The 14,566-nt window shown below is 71.1% G+C and carries 17 protein-coding genes and 1 pseudogene; 9 read left to right on the top strand and 9 right to left on the bottom strand.

All coding sequences use genetic code 11. The annotated features are described in order from the left end of the window. Positions 1-69 precede the first annotated feature (69 nt). Positions 70-678 (top strand): GTP cyclohydrolase I FolE, encoded by a 609-nt coding sequence (folE, locus tag AW27_RS14640; RefSeq protein ID WP_037921130.1) that lies wholly within the window; start codon positions 70-72, stop codon positions 676-678. A gap of 159 nt (positions 679-837) precedes the next feature. Here folE and AW27_RS14635 read toward each other — a convergent pair whose 3' ends face one another. The 6 genes from AW27_RS14635 to AW27_RS14610 form a co-directional block, all read right to left on the bottom strand. Beyond that, on the bottom strand, positions 838-1,326 hold the full coding sequence (locus AW27_RS14635) for a DUF3180 domain-containing protein (RefSeq protein WP_037921133.1): 489 nt from the start codon (positions 1,324-1,326) through the stop codon (positions 838-840). Between the two features lie 48 nt (positions 1,327-1,374). Then, positions 1,375-1,983: a 2-amino-4-hydroxy-6-hydroxymethyldihydropteridine diphosphokinase gene (folK, locus tag AW27_RS14630; RefSeq protein ID WP_037921136.1), complete on the bottom strand. Its 609-nt coding sequence runs from the start codon at positions 1,981-1,983 to the stop codon at positions 1,375-1,377. Continuing rightward, complete coding sequence (folB, locus tag AW27_RS14625) at positions 1,980-2,339, bottom strand: dihydroneopterin aldolase (RefSeq protein ID WP_030010912.1); 360 nt, start codon at positions 2,337-2,339, stop codon at positions 1,980-1,982. Before folB ends, folK begins: the two co-directional genes overlap by 4 nt. Before the next feature lie 131 nt (positions 2,340-2,470). Continuing rightward, positions 2,471-2,914: a nuclear transport factor 2 family protein gene (locus tag AW27_RS14620; RefSeq protein ID WP_037921140.1), complete on the bottom strand. Its 444-nt coding sequence runs from the start codon at positions 2,912-2,914 to the stop codon at positions 2,471-2,473. Positions 2,915-2,939: 25 nt separating this feature from the next. Then, entirely contained in the window at positions 2,940-3,812 is an 873-nt protein-coding gene (gene folP, locus AW27_RS14615; protein WP_037921142.1) for a dihydropteroate synthase, read from the bottom strand. A gap of 61 nt (positions 3,813-3,873) precedes the next feature. Continuing rightward, the gene (locus AW27_RS14610) at positions 3,874-4,560 is read right to left on the bottom strand and encodes a TetR/AcrR family transcriptional regulator (RefSeq protein ID WP_037921146.1); all 687 of its coding nucleotides are present in this window, start codon (positions 4,558-4,560) and stop codon (positions 3,874-3,876) included. Between the two features lie 95 nt (positions 4,561-4,655). Here AW27_RS14610 and AW27_RS14605 point away from each other — a divergent pair, with 95 nt between their 5' ends. Both AW27_RS14605 and AW27_RS14600 read left to right on the top strand, forming a co-directional pair. Beyond that, positions 4,656-5,363, top strand: a complete 708-nt coding sequence (locus AW27_RS14605; RefSeq protein ID WP_037921149.1) for an NAD(P)-dependent oxidoreductase — start codon at positions 4,656-4,658, stop codon at positions 5,361-5,363. A 45-nt stretch (positions 5,364-5,408) separates the two neighbouring features. Next, positions 5,409-6,084, top strand: a pseudogene (locus AW27_RS14600) (IS5 family transposase). A 17-nt stretch (positions 6,085-6,101) separates the two neighbouring features. On the opposite strand, the gene AW27_RS14595 reads toward AW27_RS14600, so the two are convergent. Further along, a complete protein-coding gene (locus AW27_RS14595; protein WP_037921155.1) occupies positions 6,102-7,952 on the bottom strand; it encodes a phosphatidylglycerol lysyltransferase domain-containing protein in 1,851 nt (616 codons plus the stop codon). Between the two features lie 152 nt (positions 7,953-8,104). Here AW27_RS14595 and AW27_RS14590 point away from each other — a divergent pair, with 152 nt between their 5' ends. Further along, a complete protein-coding gene (locus tag AW27_RS14590) occupies positions 8,105-9,214 on the top strand; it encodes an alpha/beta hydrolase (RefSeq protein ID WP_037921158.1) in 1,110 nt (369 codons plus the stop codon). Positions 9,215-9,284: 70 nt separating this feature from the next. On the opposite strand, the gene AW27_RS14585 is transcribed toward AW27_RS14590, so the two are convergent. Further along, entirely contained in the window at positions 9,285-10,247 is a 963-nt protein-coding gene (locus tag AW27_RS14585; protein WP_037921161.1) for an ABC transporter ATP-binding protein, read from the bottom strand. A 150-nt stretch (positions 10,248-10,397) separates the two neighbouring features. On the opposite strand from AW27_RS14585, the gene AW27_RS14580 reads away from it, so the two are divergent. The 4 genes from AW27_RS14580 (at position 10,398) to AW27_RS14565 (ending at position 13,887) form a co-directional block, all read left to right on the top strand. Beyond that, the gene (locus AW27_RS14580) at positions 10,398-11,096 is read left to right on the top strand and encodes an ABC transporter permease (protein ID WP_037921164.1); all 699 of its coding nucleotides are present in this window, start codon (positions 10,398-10,400) and stop codon (positions 11,094-11,096) included. A 4-nt stretch (positions 11,097-11,100) separates the two neighbouring features. Then, the gene (locus AW27_RS14575; RefSeq protein WP_037921166.1) at positions 11,101-11,769 is read left to right on the top strand and encodes an ABC transporter permease; all 669 of its coding nucleotides are present in this window, start codon (positions 11,101-11,103) and stop codon (positions 11,767-11,769) included. A 32-nt stretch (positions 11,770-11,801) separates the two neighbouring features. Beyond that, positions 11,802-12,782, top strand: a complete 981-nt coding sequence (locus AW27_RS14570) for an ABC transporter substrate-binding protein (protein ID WP_037921167.1) — start codon at positions 11,802-11,804, stop codon at positions 12,780-12,782. Positions 12,783-12,879: 97 nt separating this feature from the next. Next, complete coding sequence (locus tag AW27_RS14565) at positions 12,880-13,887, top strand: hypothetical protein (protein ID WP_063890581.1); 1,008 nt, start codon at positions 12,880-12,882, stop codon at positions 13,885-13,887. A gap of 51 nt (positions 13,888-13,938) precedes the next feature. Here AW27_RS14565 and AW27_RS14560 read toward each other — a convergent pair whose 3' ends face one another. Further along, entirely contained in the window at positions 13,939-14,352 is a 414-nt protein-coding gene (locus AW27_RS14560; protein WP_201773405.1) for an LmrA/YxaF family transcription factor, read from the bottom strand. On the opposite strand from AW27_RS14560, the gene AW27_RS14555 reads away from it, so the two are divergent. Then, positions 14,338-14,544: an imine reductase family protein gene (locus tag AW27_RS14555; RefSeq protein WP_201773406.1), complete on the top strand. Its 207-nt coding sequence runs from the start codon at positions 14,338-14,340 to the stop codon at positions 14,542-14,544. The two genes, AW27_RS14560 and AW27_RS14555, sit on opposite strands and share 15 nt — an antisense overlap. Positions 14,545-14,566 lie beyond the last annotated feature (22 nt).

The raw sequence follows: 14,566 nt of genomic DNA, 5'->3' as shown, positions 1-14,566 counted from the left end.
CCCCAGGCTCTAGCCTGGGGGGCGCGGCACATGAGTACGACCGCGTGTGCGGACAGGAACGAGGATGAGATGACCGACCCAGTGACCCTGACCGGTGGCGAGGGCAGGATCGGCGAGTTCGACGAGAAGCGCGCGGAGGCTGCGGTCCGTGAACTCCTGATCGCGGTCGGCGAGGACCCGGACCGCGAGGGCCTCCTGGAGACGCCGGCGCGCGTGGCGCGTGCCTACCGGGAGATCCTCGCCGGCATGTGGCAGGAGCCGGAGGACGTACTGACGACGGTGTTCGACCTGGGGCATGACGAGATGGTCCTGGTGAAGGACATCGAGATCGTTTCCCTGTGTGAGCACCATCTGCTGCCGTTCCACGGAGTCGCGCACGTCGGCTACATCCCGTCGGAGAACGGCAAGATCACGGGCCTGTCGAAGCTCGCCCGCCTTGTGGAGGTCTACGCCCGCCGACCGCAGGTCCAGGAGCGCCTCACGACGCAGATAGCGGACTCCCTGATGGAGATCCTTGACGCACGCGGGGCCATCGTGGTGATCGAGGCGGAGCACATGTGCATGTCGGTCCGCGGCATCCGCAAGCCGGGCGCCAAGACCACCACGTCCGCAGTTCGGGGCCAGCTCCGTACCACGGCCACCCGGGCCGAGGCGATGAGCCTCATCATGGCTCGCTAGCGGCACTGTCAGCGCTGTCCGCTCCGGTCCCCCTCCGAGACTTCAGTTCGCGGAGGGGGACCGATGCTGTGGGCTTCCGGCGCGCACCCCATCCTGACGTCCTGGTGAACGGGCACCTGGTCCGCGCCCCGTGGGAGGCCTGACGGCGAACGGGACGCCCTACGCCCGGGCGGGGGTCTCCGGGGCGGGGTCCTCGTCCTCGGGGAGCTTCAGGACGCGCTCCAGGAAGAGTGCGGCGGCGATGACCGCGATGCCTGCCAGGACGGAGAATCCGGCGTACCAGGCCTGGTCGCGGCGGGCGGGGACATCGAGGGAGTCGGTCAGCAGGAAGACCCCCACACCGCCGTACATGCCCGCCACCAGCGCGGCCACCAGCGCGCTGGCCTGTCCGAAGACCACCGCGCGGGCCGCCATGAGCGGCTCCACGCCCTTCGCGCCCGGGCGGCGCTCCCGCTGGGCCTTGAGCCGGGCCTTCAGGGACAGTGCGGTGGCCAGCAGCACCACGGCAATGGCCCCCAGGACGATCGGCGCGGCCAGCGGAACGCCCGGCAGGGTGCCGTACGCGTTCCACAGCCGGGCACCGGCCCAGGACAGGACCCCGGCGACCACGAAGATGCCCGCCAGGACCCCCGGCCTCAGTTGCTTCACTTGCCCGTCCCCACTTTCAGCGAGTAGCCGTGAACAGGCTACTAACGACTACTCGGGGAGGTGGAGTTCCAGGTCGGGGCGCGGCGTGACGCCGCTCAGGCCGATTCCGGCCAGGAGGCCGGCGACCGGGCCCCGGCCCGGGAGCTGGGCCTCCGGGTCGATGTCGTGCCAGGGGGCCAGCACGAAGGCGCGCTGGTGGGCACGGGGGTGCGGGAGGGTGAGGACCGGGTCGTCGCAGACGCGGTCGGCGTACGCCACGATGTCGACGTCGATCGTGCGCGGGCCCCAGCGCTCCTCGCGGACGCGGTCGAAGGCCTCCTCGATGGCCTGCCCGCGCTCCAGCAGCGAGGACGGGGGCAGGGTGGTCTTCACCGCGATGACCGCATTGAGGTACGAGGGCTGCGAGCCGGCCTCGACGCCCCACGGCTCGGTCTCGTAGACGGGGGAGACGGCCTTGACCCGCAGGCCGGGGGTGTCGCCGAGGGCGTCGATGGCGCCCTGGAGGGTCTCCAGGCGGTTGCCGAGGTTCGCGCCGAGCGCGATGACGGCCCATTTGGGGTTGGACAGGGTCACGTCCGCCGCGTCGACCGCCTCGACGACGGAGGCGGGTACCGGCTGGACGGTGGGGTCGCTCTGAGCGTTCAGTCCGTTGTTCATGCGCGGCTCCGGGTGATCGTGATGGTCACGTCGTCGAAGGGGACGGTGATGGGAGCGTCCGGCTTGTGGACGACGACCTCCACCTGCGCCACCGCTTCGTGCTTCAGACACTGCTGGGCGATCCGCTCGGCCAGGGTCTCGATCAGGTCGACGGGCTCGCCCTGGACGACGTCGACGACCTCCTCGGCGACCACCCCGTAGTGCACGGTCTTCGCCAGGTCGTCCCCGGCCGCCGCCGGGCGGGTGTCGAGGTGCAGCACGAGGTCGACGATGAAGGTCTGGCCCTCCTCGCGCTCCCGGGGGAAGACGCCGTGGTGCCCGCGAGCCTTGAGGCCGCGCAGCGCGACACGATCCACGCGAATCACTCCTGCTTTCGTAAGTGCTTCCGGTCCCGGTGCTCCCCGGGGCCATGGGCCTGCGCCGAGTGCGGTCGGCGTCGTCCGACTTCGAATTTACCTGCGAAACAGTCCGGCCCCCGCCGTAGGGGTCAGGAGGAGGGGTCCTCGTCGTCCTCGTCGGACTCCGTGAGGACGGGAGAACCGTGGTGGGACCACAGGCGCCAGCCCCTCGATGTGCGTCGGAACACATTCGTGGCGACGACCAGCTGGCCGACGAGCGGGCCGAGCTCTCCGCCGTCCTCGGCGGGTCCGCCGCTGAGGATGTTCTCGGTGCATGTCACCAGTGCCGTGTCACCTATGACGGCCACCTTGGTGTCGGTGAGGAAGAACTGGATGTACTCGGTGTGGGACATGATCAGCGCGTACGAGCGCAGTACCTCGCCCCGGCCGGAGAGCACCGGCCAGCCGGGATGCACGCAGGAGATCTCGTCCTCCAGCCAGAGTGCCGACAGAGCGTCGAAGTCCCCCCGCTCCATTGCCTCGTAGAAGGCCGTGTTGACCTCTTCGACCGCTTCGATGTCGGTTCTGCTCACTGTTCTCCTTGTCGGTCGATGAGGGTCAGAGTGCCCCTTCCACGGCGCGGGCCACCCGAACCGCGTCCGCGGTCGCCCGTACCTCGTGGACCCGTACGGCCCAGGCACCCTGGTGCGCGGCGATCGCGGAGACGGCGGCCGTGGCGGCGTCCCGTTCGCGGGCCGGCGGCGGGGCGGCGTCCGTGCCGCCGGCCAGGACCCGGCCGAGGAAGCGCTTCCGTGAGGCGGCGACCAGCAGCGGGAAGCCGAGGGCGCGCAGGTCGGCCATGTGCGCGACCAGCGCCAGGTCGTGGTCGGCGTTCTTGGCGAAGCCGAGGCCGGGGTCGACGAGGAGCCGCTCGGGGGCGATGCCGCCGGCGACGACCGCGTCGATCCGGGCCCGGAGTTCGGCGGTGACCTCGGCGATCACGTCGTCGTAGACGGCGAGGCTGTTCATGTCGGCGCTGAAGCCGCGCCAGTGCATGACCACGAAGGGGACCTCGGCGGCGGCGACGGCCGGGATCATGCCGGGGTCGGCGAGGCCGCCGCTGACGTCGTTGACCAGGGCGGCTCCGGCGTCGACGGCCCGGGCGGCGACGGTCGCCCGCATGGTGTCGACGGAGACGGTGACGCCCTCGGAGGCCAGGCCGCGCACCACCGGGACGACACGGCGCAGCTCCTCCTCCTCGTCGACGCGGGAGGCGCCGGGACGGGTGGACTCGCCGCCGACGTCCACGAGGTCGGCGCCCTGGGCCACCAGGTCGAGCCCGCGCTTGACGGCGGCGGTGGTGTCGAACCAGCGACCGCCGTCGGAGAAGGAGTCGGGGGTCACGTTGACGACGCCCATGACCGCGCAGCGGTCCCATTCGGGCAGTCCTGCGACCCGGCCCCGGTCGATGGCTCCGCGCTTGGTGTTCATGGGTCAAGGGTAGGGCTGACCTGGATATGGCAGCCCCTGAGCGCGGCTCGCGTCCCGGGGATCAGAGCCGGGCCTCACCCTCGTCGGGCCGCAGGGCGTCGAGAATGACGGTGAGCCCGAAGGTGAACTCGTCCGCGTGGTCGTAGCCGGGGTTGAGGACGTGCTCGGTGGCCACCTCCGCGAGGTGGGGGTAGGTGTCGGCGGGCATCTCCCGGAGGATGGCGCCCGTGACCTCGTCCCGTTCCGCCGGATCGCTGAACGGCAGGCTCAGCTCCTGGAGCACGAAGCCGTACAGGTAGCTGTCGATCAGCGAGAAGGCGTGCACGGCCATGGGGACGGAGAACCCGCCGGCGCGCAGGACGCCGAGGACGGCGTCATGGTGGCGCAGGGTCGCGGGGCCGGGCCGGGAGCGGGAGTCCATCAGACCGACGGCCCACGGATGGCGTCGCAGGGCGGCGCGGACGGACTCCGCGCGGCGGCGCATCGCGCTCTTCCAGTCTGTGCCGCCCTGCGGCAGTTCGATCTCGTCGAACACCGCGTCCACCATGCCGTCGAGAATGTCCTCCCGGCCGGCCACGTGGTGGTAGAGCGACATCGCCTCGACGCCCAGCGGTTCGGCGATGGCCCGCATCGTGAGCGCGGTCGCCCCCTTCTCGTCCGCGACGGCCACCGCCGCGCGGATCACGCGCTCGCGGCTGAGCGGGGTACGCGCCGAGGTCCCGCGCCGGCCCTTGCCTCCCTCGGGCATCCACTCCTCCTTCTCCGCGCCTCTTGATTGCCTTACAGCATAAGGCTACCGTGCCTTACAGCGTAAGGTTGACGAGGCGGCGAAAGGGCTGCGCCATGGGCACGGATCGCGTGAAGAAGGTCTGCATCATCGGAGCCTCGGGGAAGCTCGGGCAGTACATGGTCCGGCACGCACTCGAGCGCGGCTATGAGGTGGTCGGCGTGTGCCGGGAGCGCAGTGTGCCGAAGCTCGCCGCCTTCGAGGGCCGGATGACCGTCGTGCCCGGCCCCACGAACGACCCCGAGGTGATCCGGCGGGCGGTGGCCGGCTGCGACGGGGTGCTGACGGTGCTGGCGCCGTGGGGCGTCCAGCAGTACTCCTCGGGCACGGCTCAGGCGGTGCTCGACCACGCACGGCCGGGCGCGCGGCTGGTCTTCTCCTGCGGCTGGCACATCACGCGCGACGGCAAGGACCGCTACTCGTGGAGGTTCAGAACGACCGTCAGGATCGTCACCCGGCTGGCCAGACTCGTCCGCGCCGTGGAGATCGACGACCAGGTGGAGGCGTGCCGCAGAGTGTTCGCCAGCGACACCCGGTGGACCGTGGTGCGCGGCAGCGACCTGGAGGAGGGCGAGAGTCAGGGGCTGCCCGTATGGAGTCGGCACGTGGGCGACCCGGTACTGGCCGGCAACCTGACGCGCCGGGTGGACTTCGCGCTGTTCATGGTGGAGGCGCTCACCGACGACACGCTCGTCCACGAGGCTCCGGCGATCGTCGGCTGCCGCACGCCCAGCGCCCTCGCCCACGCAGGCCGTTCGGCCTAGAGCCTGCCGTCAAAGTGATCTTGGATTGTGGATCATGGTGTGGTGATACGTCGCCATGAACTGTCCGGTGCCGAGTGGGACCTGATACGCCCGTTGCTGCCCCGGCCCGCGCCGGGGCGCCCCGGCTGGACGACCGGATGGTCCTGAACGGGATCGTGTGGAAGTTCCGCACCGGCGTCCCCTGGCGGGACGTCCCCGAACGGTACGGTCCGTGGACCAGCCTCCACACCCGCTTCCGCCGCTGGGCGGCGGACGGCACGTTCGACCGGATGCTCCAGGCCGCCCAGGCCAAGGCCGACGCCACGGGTGATATCGACTGGCTGGTGTCGGTCGACTCCACCATCGTCCGCGCCCACCAGCACGCCGCCGGTGCCCGAAAAGGGGGCACCGGAGCCCGCCCCTCGGCCGGCCCCGCGCCAGGCCCGGTCACGTCATCGGCGACAAGGGCTGCAGTTCGAAAGCGATCCGCACCTGGCTGCGGCGCCGCGGCATCGGGCACACCATCCCCGAACGGGCCGACCAGGTCCGCAACCGGGCCCGCAAGGGCAGCCTCGGCGGCCGCCCTCCGGCCTTCGACAAGGAGATCTACAAGCACCGCAACGTCGTGGAGCGGTGCTTCAACCGCTTGAAGCAGTGGCGCGGCATCGCCACCCGCTACGACAAGACCGCCCAGTCCTACAAAGCAGCCGTCACCCTCGCATCGATCCTGATGTGGGCCTGACACTTTGACGACAACTCCTAGGCGGCCTGGACCTCGCGTTCGGCCTGCTTCGGGACGGACGCCACCAGGTTGTGCGTACAGGTGCGGACCGGCTTGGGACGGCGGCGGGCGGCGAAGAGGCGGGGCAGGGCCAGCGTCACGAAGCCCTCGGCCTGCATGGCGGCGAAGCCGATGCGGGGCAGGTCGCGGGTGGCGCGGAAGACCACGAAGCGCGGCTCCCAGCGGGGGCGGAACTTCGCGTTGAACTTGTACAGCGACTCGATCTGGAACCAGCGCGAGAGGAAGACCAGCAGGCTGCGCCACATGCGCAGGACGGGGCCGGCGCCGATCTTCTCGCCACGGGCCAGTGCCGAGCGGAACATCGCGAAGTTCAGCGAGACCCGCTCGATGCCGAGGGCCGGGGCCGCTTCCAGGGAGGCGACGATCAGCAGTTCGTTCATGCCAGGGTCGGCGCCGCGGTCGCGGCGCATCAGCTCCAGGGACATGCCGTCCTTGCCCCACGGCACGAAGTGCTGGATGGCCTTCAGATCGCCGAAGGGGCTGGTGTCGCCCTCCTCCACGCGGTGTGCGGTGGCGATGAAGCAGTCGCCGTCGCCCGGGTCGCCGACGCGGCCGAGAGCCATCGAGAAGCCGCGCTCGGTGTCGGTGCCGCGCCAGGCCTCGGCCGCGCCGCGGACCTGCTCCAGCTCCGCGTCGGTCAGTTCGCTGACCCGGCGGACCTTGGTGGTGTAGCCGTTGCGCTCGATGCGCTTCACCATCTGGCGGACATTGCGCATGGCGCGGCCCGAGAGGGAGAAGTCTTTGACATCGACAATCGCCTCGTCACCCAGCTCCAGGGCGTCGAGTCCGGTCTCGCGGGTCCACACCTCGCCGCCGGTCTCGCTGCAGCCCATGACCGCGGGGGTCCAGGAGTGGGCCTTGGCCTCCTCCATGAACCGCTCGATCGCGCCGGGCCACGCCTCCACGTCGCCGATCGGGTCGCCGGAGGCGAGCATCACGCCGGAGACGACGCGGTAGGTGACGGCGGCCTTGCCGCTGGGGGAGAAGACGACGGCCTTGTCGCGGCGGAGGGCGAAGTGGCCGAGGGAGTCCCGTCCGCCGTGCCTGGCGAGCAGCTCGCGCAGCCTGCCCTCGTCGTCGGCGGTGAGCCGGGCGGCCGGGTGCTCGGGGCGCAGGGCCAGGTAGATGGTGGTGAGGGCGGTCAGCATGCCGAGTGCGCCGAGGGAGTAGCCGACGGTCCAGGACACCCGGCCGGCGTAGTCGACGGGGCCCTCGAAGCCGAAGAGGCCGTAGACGACGTGGGTGATCTGCTCGTACAGGCTCGGGGTGCCGACGACCTTGCCCGGGTGGACGTTGACGATGACCAGGCCCAGGCCGATGGAGCCGGCGCTCATCAGGACGAAGTTCGCCAGTGCCTTCCAGCGGCTGCGCGGGTCCGGCAGCGCCTTGAACTCGCCCTGGTGGCGCAGGAGCAGCGCGAGGAGCACCGCCGCGATGACCACACCGATGATCGAGTGGCGGTAGATGAACTGCGCGGCCGCGCCCGCGGGCAGCAGGACGACGGCGGCCCGCCAGGCGCGCCGCTTGTGCCGCTTGAGGCCGTGGGCGAGCAGCAGGAGCAGTACGCCCGCGCTGATGGACAGGGCGGCGGCGAAGGGTCCGAGGGAGCCGGGCAGCACCTCGGTGACCGCGTGGATCCGGCTGTGCCGGAAGCGCGGGAAGACGCCCGCCGCGATGTCCAGAAGGCCGACGATCATGACGGCCGTACCTACCAGGCCGGGCACCGACTCCGGCTGTGGGCCCCTGAGGATTCGGCGGACCCTGCTCGGAACCTGTCCCGACTTATCGCCATCTATCCTGCTAGACATCGCTTCCCGTTGCTCCGCGAGAGATCATGTGGCCGAAGGCCGCGACAGCCTCCGGTGTGTGGTGCGTCCCCTAGGACGGCATCGACGGACAGCGGGTTCACTCTTCCGCCGGAAATTTCCAGTCCTGCCATCAGAAAGTCGACTGACTGCTCATGGGTCTCACCAGTAATACGGTCCTGGCGCTGGCCGTCCTCGCCGGTGTGCTGCTGTTCGCGGCCACCATCTGGTTCTGGCCGAAGCTCTCGGGCCGCAGCTGGCGTACGGTCGCCGGCCGTGTCGGGCTCCTGCTGGCGACCCAGCTGGCGCTGTTCTCCGCGGTGGGGCTCGCGGCCAACAAGTCCTTCCTGTTCTACGGTTCCTGGGCGGACCTGTTCGGCCGGGAGACGTCGATGGGCAAGGTCGTCGACCACTCCATGAGCAGCAAGGACATCAAGGTCGTCGACAAGCAGAAGCTGGACGTCCCCGGTGGCGCCAAGCCCCAGGTGGGCGGTCAGATCCTGAAGGTCGCCATATCGGGGCAGAAGTCGAAGATAACGAGCCCCGGCTACGTCTGGCTCCCGCCGGAGTACTTCCAGCCGCAGCACAAGGACGAGAACTTTCCGGCGTCCGTCGTCCTGACGGGCTACCCGGGCACCGCCGAGAACCTGATCAAAGGGCTCGACTACCCGATGAAGGCCTTCAGCCTCTCCAAGTCGGGCAAGATGAAGCCGATGATCCTGGTCATGCTGCGCCCGACGGTGGCGCCGCCGCGGGACACCGAGTGCGTCGACGTCCCCGGAGGCCCGCAGACGGAGACCTTCTTCGGGGTGGACCTTCCGCAGGCCATCCAGGACACCTTCCGGGTCGGGCGGAAGCCCGAGAACATGGGCTTCATCGGCAACTCCACCGGCGGTTACTGCGCTCTGAAGATCGCCGCGCACTACCCGCAGACCTACGGTGCCGCGGCGGGGCTGTCCGCGTACTACGACGCTCCCGACGACCCGACGACCGGTGACCTCTTCCACGGCGACGAGAAGCTGAAGAAGCGCGCGGACATCCTGCACGTGATGGAGAACAAGAAGCCGGCCGGTACGTCCTTCCTCGTCACCAGCAGTGAGAAGGGTGAGCCGAACCTGGCGGACACCCGGAAGTTCATCAAGAAGGTGCAGGGCCCGGACCGGGTCTCGTCCATCATCCTCGACAGCGGCGGCCACAACTTCAACACCTGGCGCCGGGAGATCCCGCCGATGCTGATGTGGATGAGCGGCCGCATCCAGGCCTGACGGCCGTGCGGTGCGACCGCGTGAAGAGGGGTCCGACCGGGAGGTCGGGCCCCTCTGCCGTGCCGCCTCCTCAGGCCTGCTGCAACTCGGCCCGGCGCAGGGCCCGGTGGACGCCTTCCGGGGTCAGTACGCCGGCCAGCTCGCCGGTGTCGGGGTCCGTCACGCCGATCCGGCCCGAGTCCTCCTGCAGCAGGGCGGCGAGCGCCTCGCGCAGCGTCGCACCGAGCTCCACCGACACCCCGGGCGCCGGTCCCCCGGCCGGTGCGAGGTCGCCGGTCCCGAGCGTGGTGACGGCGAGCCGCTTGAGCCCCCGGTCGGCGCCGACGAAGGAGGCCACGTACGGGGTGGCCGGGGCTCCGAGGACCGCCGCCGGGCGGTCGAACTGCTCGATGGTGCCGGTCCCGTAGACCGCGATCCGGTCGCCGAGCCGGATGGCCTCCTCCAGGTCGTGCGTGACCAGCAGGATCGTCTTGCGCACGGTCTTCTGGAGGGTCAGGAACTCGTTCTGCAGCCGCTCGCGCACCACCGGGTCCACGGCACCGAAGGGTTCGTCCATCAGCAGCACCGGCGGGTCGGCGGCGAGCGCGCGGGCCACGCCGACGCGCTGGCGCTGCCCGCCGGAGAGCTGTTGCGGGTACCGGCTCCCGTACACCGACGGGTCCAGTCCGACCAGTTCCAGCAGCTCGGCGGCCCGGGCGCGGGCGGCGGCCCTGGGGGTGCCGGTCAGCTGCGGCACGGTCGCGGTGTTCTCCAGCACGGTCTTGTGCGGGAAGAGCCCGACCTGCTGGATGACGTAGCCGATGCGGCGGCGCAGTTCGACGGGGTCGGCGGCGGCGATGTCCTCGCCCCCCAGCAGGATCCGGCCGGAGGTCGGCTCGATGAGCCGGTTGACCATCTTCATCGTGGTCGTCTTGCCGCAGCCGGACGGTCCGACCAGCGTGACCAGCTCTCCTTCCGCCACCTCGAAGGACAGGTCCTCGACGGCCGTCGTCCCGTCGGGGTAGCGCTTGGTCACATGCTCGAATCGGATCACGGATCCATCTTTCCTCACGCGCGCCGTCCGCAGGTGAAGGTCATGGCGTCCTCGTGCGAAGGATTCCGGCCATCTGCCGCGATGGGGGTTAGGGTCGTCCAAGGCAGTGGGATCGATCGTGTGTACGTGTGAGGGCGGGGGGTGAGGCGCGTGGCGGGGCAGAACTGCCTGGTGGCGAACGACTGGATCTGCTGGGACTACGTCACGTCGCGCTCGCGGGAACTCACCGACGCCACCGTCGAGCACGTGTGGATTACCGGGGTGTCCGTCCTGATCGGCCTGGTCGTGGCCGTGCCGCTCGCCCTGCTGGCCCGCCGTGGTCGGCGCTGGTCGGCGCCCGTGCTCACCTTCACCACCCTGCTCTACACGATCCCCTCGCTGGCCATGTTCTCCCTGCTGCTGCCCGTGTTCGGGCTGTCGGCGGCGCTCGTGGTGACCGGGCTGGTGCTGTACTCGCTGACCATCCTGGTCCGCAATGCGCTGGCCGGCCTGGAGGCCGTTCCCGAGGAGGTCCGGGAGGCCGCGCGCGGCATGGGATACGGCCCCGGACGGTTGCTGTGGCAGGTGGAACTGCCGCTGGCGCTGCCCGCGCTGCTGGCCGGCGTGCGGATCGCGACGGTCTCGACGATCGCGCTCACCACGGTCGGCTCCATCGTCGGCAAGGGCGGCCTCGGCAACCTCATCGCGCCCGCGGTGAGCAGTTCGTTCAAGGCGCAGGTCCTCACCGCGTCGGTGCTGTGCGTGCTGCTGGCGCTCGTCGCGGACCTGCTGCTGCTCGGCCTGCAGCGGATGCTGACGCCCTGGACCCGGGCGGGCGGCAGGCCGGCCGCCCGCGGGAAGGGCGCGTGAGGGCATGGGTGCGGTGACGGGGGCCTGGGACTGGCTCACGAGCGGTGCCAACTGGGCCGGGGAGGACGGCGTCTGGCACCGGCTCGGCGAGCACGTCTACGTCAGCGGGCTCGCCCTGGCGATCGCCTGCGCGATCGCGCTGCCGGTCGGCCTGTACCTCGGCCACCTGGGCCGGGGCGGCACGCTCGCGGTCAACGTCTCCAACGTCGGGCGGGCGGTGCCGGTCTTCGCGGTGCTGGCGCTCTTCATGGTCTCCCCGCTGCGCAACGCGGGCTACCTGCCGACGGTGGCCGCGCTCGTGCTGTTCGCCGTCCCGCCCCTGCTGACCAATGCGTACGTCGGCATGCGGGAGGTGGACCGCTCGGTGGTGGAGGCCGCCCGCGGGATGGGCATGTCCGGCGGTCAGCTCTTCTGGCGGGTGGAACTCCCGCTCGCGCGCGGCCTGGTGATGACCGGGCTGCGGTCGGGTTCGGTCCAGGTCATCGCCACGGCCACGATCGCCGCCATGGTCGGGCAGGGCGGTCTCGGCCGGATCATCACCGCCGGGTTCAACACCTACAACACCCCGCAGGTCGTCGCCGGGGCCCTGCTCGTGGCCGCCCTGGCCCTGCTGGTGGAGGGCGTGCTGGTGGCGGCGGAACGGCTGCTGCCCCACGTCGGCGCCCACCGCTGATTCCCCTTACCCACTCCGAACGGAGCAATTCCATGACCAAGACCTCGCGCGTCCTCGGCGCGTCCCTGGGCGTCCTGGCCCTGACGGTGTCGCTGGCCGCCTGCGGGGGCGACAGCCTGGAGAAGAGTAAGGACGGCGGCTCCTCCGCCGCCCCCGCCGGGGGCGGCCGGGGCAGCCTGGTGATCGGCGCGGCCGGGTTCACCGAGTCGAACGTGCTGGCGGAGCTGTATGCGCAGGTCCTGGCGGACGCCGGCTACAGCACCTCCGTCAAGACGGTCAACAACCGCGAGCTGTACGAACCGTCCCTGGAGAAGGGCGAGATCGACGTCGTCCCGGAGTACGCGGCCACGCTCGCGGAGTTCCTGAACGCCAAGGTGAACGGGCCGAAGGCGCCCGAAGAGACTCCGGTCGCGTCGAGTGACGTCGCGGCGACGGTGGCGGGCCTGGAGAAGCTCGCGGCGCCGCTCGGGCTGAAGGTGCTGCCCGCCGGTCCGGCGGTCGATCAGAACGCATTCGCGGTGACCAGGGAATTCGCCGAGAAGAACAACCTCAAGTCCCTTTCCGATCTTGGTAAGTCGGGATTGAAGGTGAAGATCGCGGCGGGCGACGAATGCTCCGTCCGTCCCTTCTGCGGGCCCGGGCTGACGAAGACATACGGAATTCAAGTTTCCGGTATTGACCCGAAGGGCGTCGGCACCCCGCAGGCCAAGCAGGCCGTCAAGGACGGCGTCGACCAGCTCGTCCTCACCACGACCACGGACGCCACCCTCGACAGCTTCGGCCTGGTCCTGCTGGAGGACGACAAGAAGCTCCAGAACGCGGACAACGTGCTGCCGGTGGTCAACGCCAAGGACGCCGGAGCCCCCGAGGTCGCGGCCGCGCTCGACACACTGACCAAGGCGCTCACGACCGCCGATCTGATCGAGCTGAACCGGAAGGTGGACGCGGAACGCGCCAAGCCCGCCGACGTCGCGAGGGCCTACCTGGAGTCGAAGGGCCTCGTGAAGAAGTAGTGCCAACTGGTTGATGGAGAAATGTGGGGTAACTACCCGGGAACAGATTGCCGGGTGGGTACCCCACACGACCTCTACGCCCTGTAAATTTCAGGCCATGCCCCGTGGACGCCACCGCAATCCCGAACCCCTGCACCGGCTGCTCACGCCGACGGCCGTCGCCGGTGTGTCCGTCGCCAGCGCCGGCGCCGCCTGGCTGCTGGCCGGCCCCGTCGACGCCACCACGCTGAGGCTGCTCGCGACCCTCGCCGCGGCCGCCGGGATCGCCGGCGCCGTCGTGATGCGAGCCTGGGACCGGGCGGCGGGCCGCCGGGTCGCGGAGCTCGCCCGCGAGCGGGTCAAGGACGAGTGGCGCACGGACGAGCGGATAGCCGAGCTGGAGTCCGACCTCGAAGAGGCCCGGATGCTGCGGGCCCGGCTCGACGCCAAGCTGCGGGCCAAGCGCGTCGAACTCGCCGGCCTGCGGGGCGAGCACGCGGCCCTGCTGCGCCGGTACGCGACGGCCGAGACGGAGCGCGCCAGCGCCCTGGAGAAGGGCCGGCTGCTGGAGATCGAGGCGTCCTCGCCCACGGCCCCGGCCGACCAGAAGCAGCTTCCGGCCGTCTCCGAGGAGCGCACCTCCGCGGGCGCGCCCACCTCCGTCGGCTATGCCCGGGCCCACGCGGCCATGGTGGCGCTGGCCCGCAAGGCCCAGGAGCGGGCGCTGCCCACGGCGCGGGCCGCGCGTGAACTGCCCACGGCCCCGCCGCCGGCGGCCACCGCCGCCACCTCGGTACCGGCCCGCCGTCCCGCGGCCGCAGTGGCCCCCTACGCGGCCCAGCGGCGTACCGCCTCCCGGGTCGAGGGCGGCTTCGACTTCTTCGGGACCAAGAACGCGGCGCAGGCCCGTGCGGCGATCGAGGCGGTCCAGAACGAGGACCTGGCCGACGTGGTGGGAGCTGAGGCACTGGCCGTGCACAAGGCGGAGTCCGCCGATGAGTCGGCCGGGCCGGAGTTCAAGCCGCCGACCGAAGAGACCCGCTCGGTGGGCCAGGTCATCGACCTGACGGCCCACGACGAGACCGAGCCGATCGACGTGGTCCGGCTGCGCACCGCCATCTCCTGAGGGGTTGGCCCCCTCTCCTCCCCGGTCGGGGCCCGTACGAGGCCTCCCCGGTCAGGGCCCGTACGAGGCCACCAGCCGGGCCAGGTGCCGGCCCGCCACCAGGAGCGGGGTCCGGCTGCGGGTGACCTGTGCGGTCATCTCCGCGCCCTCCAGGGTGTCGACCACGGTGATCGCCAGATCGCGCGCCTCTTCCTCCGGGTAGCCGGACGCCAGGAGCTTCGCGGCGACCAGGTCCTGCCAGTCGGCGAAGGCCCGCGCGCAGGCCGCCTGTAGATCGGGGAGCCGGCCGACGGTCTCCAGGGCGGTGGCCGTCACCGGGCAGCCGTCGCGCCAGTCGGACGCCTCCAGGGCCTCCGCGAGCAGGCCGGTGACCGCCTCGACCGCTTCGGCCGGGTCCGGGCGGGCGGCGAGCCCCGCGCGCAGGAGCCCGGCGAACTCCTCGTTGCCGAAGTGGATCGCGGCCACCGCGGCGAGGACCAGCGCCTGACGATGTGCGCGGCCAGCGTCGAGCACATCCTGCACACCGCGGCCGACTCGGGCGTGGACACCGCCATCCTGGCCGCGCACGCGGAGCTGTACCGCCGCGGGGTCGACGCGGGCTTCGGGGCCGAGAGCAGCTCGCGGCTGATCGGCCTGCTGGCCGCGACGGAGGGCTGAGGTGGGGCGCACGGCGGCCGTT

This window comes from Streptomyces sp. PCS3-D2 (assembly GCF_000612545.2).
Classification (GTDB): domain Bacteria; phylum Actinomycetota; class Actinomycetes; order Streptomycetales; family Streptomycetaceae; genus Streptomyces.
This window is presented reverse-complemented; position numbering and strand designations above follow the sequence as displayed.

Bases quoted from the DNA above. Each gene is read 5' to 3' on its own strand.
- folE (WP_037921130.1), top strand. From the start codon at position 70: ATGACCGACCCAGTGACCCTGACCGGTGGCGAGGGCAGGATCGGCGAG.
- folK (WP_037921136.1), bottom strand. From the start codon at position 1,983: ATGAACAACGGACTGAACGCTCAGAGCGACCCCACCGTCCAGCCGGTA.
- folP (WP_037921142.1), bottom strand. From the start codon at position 3,812: ATGAACACCAAGCGCGGAGCCATCGACCGGGGCCGGGTCGCAGGACTG.
- AW27_RS14610 (WP_037921146.1), bottom strand. From the start codon at position 4,560: ATGCCCGAGGGAGGCAAGGGCCGGCGCGGGACCTCGGCGCGTACCCCG.
- AW27_RS14605 (WP_037921149.1), top strand. From the start codon at position 4,656: ATGGGCACGGATCGCGTGAAGAAGGTCTGCATCATCGGAGCCTCGGGG.
- AW27_RS14595 (WP_037921155.1), bottom strand. From the start codon at position 7,952: ATGTCTAGCAGGATAGATGGCGATAAGTCGGGACAGGTTCCGAGCAGG.
- AW27_RS14590 (WP_037921158.1), top strand. From the start codon at position 8,105: ATGGGTCTCACCAGTAATACGGTCCTGGCGCTGGCCGTCCTCGCCGGT.
- AW27_RS14575 (WP_037921166.1), top strand. From the start codon at position 11,101: ATGGGTGCGGTGACGGGGGCCTGGGACTGGCTCACGAGCGGTGCCAAC.
- AW27_RS14570 (WP_037921167.1), top strand. From the start codon at position 11,802: ATGACCAAGACCTCGCGCGTCCTCGGCGCGTCCCTGGGCGTCCTGGCC.
- AW27_RS14565 (WP_063890581.1), top strand. From the start codon at position 12,880: ATGCCCCGTGGACGCCACCGCAATCCCGAACCCCTGCACCGGCTGCTC.